Source organism: Pseudomonas sp. 18058, assembly GCF_902706155.1.
Classification (GTDB): Bacteria; Pseudomonadota; Gammaproteobacteria; order Pseudomonadales; family Pseudomonadaceae; genus Aquipseudomonas; species Aquipseudomonas rustica.
In genome coordinates this window covers 124,314-131,023 of record NZ_CACSJY010000012.1, presented here as the reverse complement: position 1 = coordinate 131,023, position 6,710 = coordinate 124,314, and the positions used below count along the sequence as shown (strand labels likewise).

The 6,710-nt window shown below is 60.5% G+C and carries 4 protein-coding genes and 1 pseudogene; 1 reads left to right on the top strand and 4 read right to left on the bottom strand.

Annotation, left to right across the window (positions count from 1 at the left end; genetic code table 11):
- A pseudogene (locus GVL50_RS28980) lies at positions 1-118 on the top strand (IS110 family transposase); the annotation flags it as partial.
- Between the two features lie 46 nt (positions 119-164).
- On the opposite strand, the gene GVL50_RS09255 reads toward GVL50_RS28980, so the two are convergent.
- From GVL50_RS09255 to GVL50_RS09240, 4 genes are all read right to left on the bottom strand, one after another.
- Positions 165-3,191 carry a multidrug efflux RND transporter permease subunit gene (locus GVL50_RS09255; RefSeq protein ID WP_159812576.1) on the bottom strand — a complete coding sequence of 1,009 codons (3,027 nt, stop codon included), beginning with the start codon at positions 3,189-3,191 and terminating at the stop codon, positions 165-167.
- A 13-nt stretch (positions 3,192-3,204) separates the two neighbouring features.
- Positions 3,205-4,353, bottom strand: coding sequence for an efflux RND transporter periplasmic adaptor subunit (locus tag GVL50_RS09250; RefSeq protein ID WP_159812575.1), 1,149 nt, complete (start codon positions 4,351-4,353; stop codon positions 3,205-3,207).
- A 168-nt stretch (positions 4,354-4,521) separates the two neighbouring features.
- Positions 4,522-5,622 (bottom strand): DUF1513 domain-containing protein, encoded by a 1,101-nt coding sequence (locus tag GVL50_RS09245; RefSeq protein ID WP_159812574.1) that lies wholly within the window; start codon positions 5,620-5,622, stop codon positions 4,522-4,524.
- A 14-nt stretch (positions 5,623-5,636) separates the two neighbouring features.
- Entirely contained in the window at positions 5,637-6,701 is a 1,065-nt protein-coding gene (locus GVL50_RS09240; protein ID WP_053123364.1) for an imelysin family protein, read from the bottom strand.
- Positions 6,702-6,710: the final 9 nt, after the last annotated feature.

Below are 6,710 nucleotides of genomic sequence, written 5' to 3'. Positions count from 1 at the left end.
TCATCGAAACAAGGGCAAGGCCACCACTGAAGCGCTGGTGATTTTGTCACGTAAACTCGCGCGTATTGCATACGCGCTGCTGAAGAGCGAGAAAGCATACGTCAGCAAAACTGCCTAAAAAACGTTGTTCGCAACCATAGAATCTCCCACAGGGGATATCAGTGTTACTTGGGATCGGGTTTTGCCAGCAGGGTGTAGATGCACGGCAATACAAACAGGGTGAACAGCGTGCCGATCGACATCCCCGTCGCGATCACCATGCCGATATCGAACCGACTCACAGCGCCCGCACCGGTCGCCAGAATCAGTGGCACCATGCCAAACACCATCGCCGCCGTGGTCATCAGCACCGGGCGCAAACGAATCGCCGCCGCTTCCTCCACCGCCTCGCGCGCGGTCAGGCCTTTGTCCTTGCGTAACTGGTTGGCGAATTCGACGATCAAGATCCCGTGTTTACTGATCAAACCGATCAACGTCACCAGCCCGACCTGCGTGTAGATGTTCATGCTCGACCAGCCAAGAAACAGCGGAATCAGCGCCCCGCAGATCGACAACGGCACCGTCACCAGAATCACCAGCGGATCACGGAAGCTCTCGAACTGCGCCGCGAGCACCAGAAAAATGATCGCCAGTGCCAAGGCAAACGTCACCCACAACGCGCTGCCTTCCTGCACGAACTGCCGCGAAGCGCCGCCATAGTCAAAGGCAAACCCGGCCGGCGCTTCTTCGCGGGCGATCTGCAGCACCGTGTCGATGGCTTCGCCCATGCTGACCAGCGGGAAACCGGAAATCTTCGCCGCGTTGAGTTGCTGGAACTGGTTGAGTTGTCGCGGTCGCGCGCGGTCGGTGACTTTGATCAGCGTCGACAGTGGCAGCAGCTCGCCCTGAGTGTTCTTCACGTAATAGTTGTTCAGCCAGTCCGGGTTGTCGCGATACGGCCGCTCGACCTGAGCGATGACCTTGTAGCTGCGCCCCTCAATGGTGAAGCGATTGATTTCCGCCTCGCCCAGCAGCGTCGCCAGCGTACTGCCCAAATCGAGCATCGACACGCCCATCTGTGCGGCTTTGGCGCGGTCGATGTCGACCACCACTTCCGGTTTGTCGAACGCCAGATCAAGGTCGACGAAGGCGAACTTGCCCGACTCCATCGCGCGTTTCTTGATCCGGTCAGCCACCTGCAGCAGTAACTCGTAATCGTTGGCCGTATTGATCACGAATTCAAACGGCAAACCTTCGCCGGTGCCAGGCAGGGAGGGCAGGTTGAAGCCGAAAATCTGCAGGCCCGGAATGCCTTCGAGTTTGCCCTGCACTTCGGGAAGAATTTCCATCTGCGTGCGGCTGCGCTCGTTCCACGGTTTCAGCAGGAAACCGCCGATGCCCGCCTGCACGCCGTTGTAGCCGTTGATCTGGAACGAAGAGTAGTACTCCGGGAACTCCTTGAAGATCTTGATGAATTCGTCGGTGTAAGTGCTCAGGTAATCGAGGTTGGTCGGTTGCGGCGCGTTGGCCATCATGAAGATGATGCCTTGGTCTTCGTCCGGCGCCAGTTCCGATTTGGTGAACTTGAGAAACACCGGAATCAGGCACAGCACGATCACCGCAAACACCAGCACCACCGGCCGCGTGTTCAGCGTGCCGTGCAGCGTGCGCTGGTAGCGGCGCTTGAGGCCGTCGAAGATGCGGTCGAGACGATGGGCGAGGCCGCTGGGGTTTTGTTCGTGGCGCAGCAGATAGGCGCACATCATCGGCGACAGGGTCAGGGCGACGACCCCCGAAATCACCACCGCCCCGGCCAGCGTCAGCGCGAACTCCTTGAACAGCGCGCCAGTGAGGCCGGTGAGAAAACCGATCGGCGCATACACCGCCGCCAGGGTGATGGTCATCGACACCACCGGCATGGCGATCTCCCGGGCGCCTTCGAGGGCCGCGTCAAACGGCGTTTTGCCTTCCTCGATGTGCCGGTGAATGTTCTCCACCACGACAATCGCATCGTCGACCACCAGGCCAATCGCCAACACCATCGCCAGCAGCGTCAGCAGATTGATCGAGTAACCCATCATCTGCATGAAAAACATCACGCCGATCATCGACAGCGGAATGGTCACCACCGGGATCACCACCGAGCGCAACGCGCCCAGGAACAGGAACACCACGACGATAACGATGAGCACCGCTTCGAACAGGGTTTTCACCACTTCGTCGATGGAGGCCTGAATAAACAGCGTGGCGTCGTAAGCGATCTCGCTCTTGAGGTTCGGCGGCAACTGCGCTTCCAGCTCGGGCATCAGCTTGCGCACTTCTTTGATCACGTCCAGCGGGTTGGCCCCCGGCGTGGCTTTGATGCCGATATACACCGACGGCGTGCCGCCGAACGAGCTGATTGAGTCGTAGTTCTCCGCGCCCATTTCCACCCGAGCGACATCGCTGAGCAGCACGCGGCTGTCGCCACTGACCTTGAGCGGAATCGCCGCAAAAGCCTCGGCGGATTTCAGTTCGGTGTTGGCGTTGATGCTGGTGACGACGTACTCGCCTTTCACTTCGCCGGCGGCGGAGAGGAAGTTGTACTGGCGCACGGCGTTGGTCACGTCGGCGGCGCTGAGGCCGAACCCGGCGAGCTTCACCGGGTCGAGCCAAAGGCGCATGGCGAACACCTGATTGCCGAGAATCTCCGCTTCGGCCATGCCCGGCAGGGTCGCCAGTTTTGGCTGGATCACCCGCGACAGATAGTCGGTGATCTGCGGGTTGCTCAAGTTCTTGCTGAAAAAGCTGATGTACATCAGCGCCGAAGCGTCGGCAGATTCTTTGCTCAGCACCGGGTCTTCGGCGTCTTGCGGCAGCTTGTTTTTCACCTCGTTGGCCTTGGCCAGCAACTCGGTGAACAAGCGGTCGGTGTTCGAGCCGATACGCGCGTAGATCGAGATCACCGAGAAGTTCTGCCGACTGACCGAGGTCATGTAATCGATGCCCTCGGCGCTGGCCAGGCTCTGTTGCATCGGCTGGGTGATGTAGCCCTGAATGGTTTCGGCGTTGGCTCCGGGGTAGGCGGTGGTCACCGTGATCAGGGCGTTTTCCATTTGCGGGTATTGGCGCAGCGGCAACTTGCTCCAGGCCTGGAAGCCGAGCAACACAATCAACAGGCTGACCACGGTGGCGAGCACCGGGCGGCGGATGAACGGATCGGTAAAAGCCATGGGGATTCCTTGATCAGTCGGCGCGAGGCGGACTGTTCTGCTCGCCGAGGGTCTTGTCGTCGCTGATGGCGATGCGTGCACCGTTGTCCAGTTTGATCTGGCCAGCCGTCACTACTTGTTCGCCGCTCTGCACGCCCTTGTTGATCATCACCAGGCCATCACGGCGCTCACCGGTTTCGATGAAACGCCGCTCGGCGATCAGTACTGGTTGGCCCTTGTCATCCTTTTCGACGGTGCCGTCCTCGGCTTTCTTCTGCCCGACCACGTAGATCGAGTTGCCGTAGAGGGTGTAGGTGATCGCGCTTTCCGGCACAACGATGTGTTTTTGCGGATCGGGCAGCAACACTTCAAGGCTGGTGAACATGCCCGGCAATAATTTGCCGTCCGGGTTGGCCAGGGTGGCGCGGATCAGAATGTTGCGCGTGGTGCTTTCAACGATCGGGTTGATCGCGCTGATTTTGCCGGCGAAGTTTTGCCCCGGATAAGCCGAGACCGAGATTTGCACCGGTTGGCCGATGGCCAGTTTCGGCACCGATTGTTCGGGCAGGTAGAAGTCGGCGTAGAGGCTGCTCAAATCCTGCAACGTGGCGATCTTGGTGCCGCTGGCGAGGTAGTCGCCGATGTCGACCTGACGGATGCCGATGGTGCCGCTGAACGGCGCGAGGATGCGTTTTTTCGCCAGCGAGGCGTTGAGCTGATTGACCGTGGCTTTGTTCTTTTGCAGCACGGCGGAGAGGCGGTCGTACTCGCCTTTGGAGATGGCGCGGCTGTCGACCAGTTGCGCGCCACGGCCGAAGTCCAGTTGCGCGAGGCCCAGATCAGCCTTGGCGGTTTCCAGCAGGGCGGTTTCGACGGCGCTGTCGAGTTGCAGCAACGGTTGCCCGGCTTTGACCTTTTGCCCGGATTCGAATTTGAGTTCGGTGACGGTGCCGGCGACTTCCAGGCTCAGCTCGACGCCTTGCAGCGCCTTGAGCGTGCCGACGGTGGGCAAGCGCATCTGCCACGGGCGCTCGGCGGCGGTGGCCACGGCAACGCTGATCGGCGGTTTCGGTTTGGAGAAGCCCTGGATCATTGTGTAGATCGAAAAGGCTTTGTAGCCGCCCAAGACCAGGACGATCAACAAGACAACACCCAACATGATCAGCATGCGGCGACGCAGCATATTTCCATTTCCTTGGATAAATCAGGTGAGACAGGCCCGAACATTACTCCGAGAGCGGCAGGGAATCCAACTGCCGACACAGCAAAAGATCGCAGCCTTCGGCAGCTCCTACAGGGGAATGCATTCCAAGGTAGGAGCTGCCGAAGGCTGCGATCTTTTGCGGTGGGTTCAGGCCATCAGGTGCAAATGGTTGTCCCAGAGCCCCGCCGGCAGTTCCAGCGGCTTGGCCAGCAACTCATCCTGACGGCAATCGTAGTAGCGGCAGCGGCCCTGACCAGACGTCACGACAAAACCGTCCTGCACCGCACCGACGCCCGCGCAATCCGGCAATGGTGCATCGAGGCGCACTTCGCCGCTGTCCAGATCCCAAATAAAGAATCGATTACCCCGCGGCGCGGTCAGCGCGACCAGACGCAACTCGCTGTGCACGGCAACGCTGGCGGTGTAATGCCCCATCGACTGCAACTGATGCTCAGGCACCGGGAACGCCACAAATGGCTGCCCCGGACGCTTGATCGCCAGCAGCTCCGAACGCTCGTGAGAGGCGCCCATAAACTGCTGACCGGCAACGATGGTGCCGTCATTGGCGATACCCAAATGGCGCACGCTGTTCATCTGTTGGGCGAGGGTTTCCTTGCTCAGCAACGTACCGTCGCGTTGCATCAGCACCAGGCTCGGTTCCATGGCGCTGAGGTTCATGTCGACGCGGCTTTCCGCTTCGGTACGAATCCCGCCGTTGGCCACCACCAGCGTCTCGCCGTCAGGCATCCACGACACCTGATGCGGGCCGAGGCCGTGGGTGGAAATCTCGCCGCTGTGCACCAACCGCTCGCCTTCGAACTTGTACACACCGAGCAAACCACGGCCAGGATCGGTCGTGTCGTTTTCGGTGGCGTACAAGTACTCGCCGTCCTTGTGCACCACGGCGTGACCGTAGAAGTGCCGGTTCGGCTGCGAGGTCACTGTCTGCAGCAACGTGCCGTCGCGCAGGTCGATCAGGTAACTCTCGGTGCCCGGACGCCGCGCGACGAACAGCGCAATCGACTGCGTCGGATGATTGATGATGTCGTGGCAACGCTGGCCGACTTCGGTGGCGAACACCCGCGTGCCGTCCAGCCGATAGCCGACGGCGTAATGTTTGCCGTCGGTATCGTCGCGCGCCGACAGCAGCAGCGGGCTCTGATCCTTGCGTTTGAACAGCGTCCAGCCGCCCAGTGTCACTGCTCCCAGCAGCGTACTAGCTAAAGTCAGAGCCTGGCGTCGCAGCATGGCACTTGCCCTCATCAGTCACCGTCGTTGGCGTTAAAGCCCAGTTGGATGCCCAGCGCCTTGGCCAGTTCGCCTTCGTGCAGGCGATGGACGACGTTGAGGCTGTCGTAGATGTCGTTGAGTTGCTGACGACCGGCGTCGTCTTCAAGCATTTCGCCGAGCGAGCGCTGAGTGCTGTCGAACAGTTTCAGCGAGGCAGCGTAAGCAGCGTCGATCTTGTCCGCCAACGGCTTTTGTTCAGCAGGCAACAGACCACGCAGGCCTTTGTTGTCGACGCCTTCCCACACGGTTTTCGCGGCGGTGAGGCTGGCTTCCAGCGCGGTCAACGAAGACTGGCTGCGCCATGCATCGGCCTGGAACGGCTGTGGCACGCCTTTGCTCTGGCGGCCCATTGGCGTGCCGAGTTTTTTCTTCAGGGTGTCCAGCGCGGTGACTTGCACACGCAGCAGATCGGCGATCGCTTCGTGGGAGTCGGCATAGCGCTGGTTAGGGAACTTGGACATCTGCGCGAGCATGCCGTCGGTGTTGTTCCAGCTCTGCAAAATCTCTTCGGCCAGTTGCTTCTGACGCTCGCCGATGGCGATCAGCAGTGGGCAGTATTTGGCTTTTTGTTCATCGTTGGCGACATCAGGCTTGGCGTCGAACAGGATGTATTCGTAAGCCGACAGACCCTGAACAACCACACTTGATTTGGCCAAAGCGGCAGCATCGATTTGTGGCTGAGCGACGACCAGTTGCTCGACCTGACGACCGACCAGATTCTTCTTGTCCGGCCAGAACTGGACTTGCCAGGCGCGGTTGCCTTCAGCCAGCGGCCCGATCAGCAGCGGTTGCAACTCGGCCCAGGCTTTCTGCGCGTGCAGGAAATCGGCGCGGGCGGTCTCCAGGGTTTCTTTGCCTTGGCAGTAGGCGAGGGCGCTGACCGCCAGTTGCTTGTCGGCTTCGACCCAGCGGGTGTAGGTCGGCAGGATCACCGATTTGGCGATGGCCGCCGAGGTGACCGCTTGCGGATCCTGCGGCGAGCAGGCGCCGAGGGCGAGCGCGGCAAGGCTGGTGAACAGTAGCTTGGGACGGAACATGTCGGGCTC

What these genes read in the sequence shown, in the direction of transcription:
- GVL50_RS09255 (WP_159812576.1), bottom strand. Translation starts at nt 3,191, where the DNA reads ATGGCTTTTACCGATCCGTTCATCCGCCGCCCGGTGCTCGCCACCGTG.
- GVL50_RS09250 (WP_159812575.1), bottom strand. Translation starts at nt 4,353, where the DNA reads ATGCTGCGTCGCCGCATGCTGATCATGTTGGGTGTTGTCTTGTTGATC.
- GVL50_RS09245 (WP_159812574.1), bottom strand. Translation starts at nt 5,622, where the DNA reads ATGCTGCGACGCCAGGCTCTGACTTTAGCTAGTACGCTGCTGGGAGCA.
- GVL50_RS09240 (WP_053123364.1), bottom strand. Translation starts at nt 6,701, where the DNA reads ATGTTCCGTCCCAAGCTACTGTTCACCAGCCTTGCCGCGCTCGCCCTC.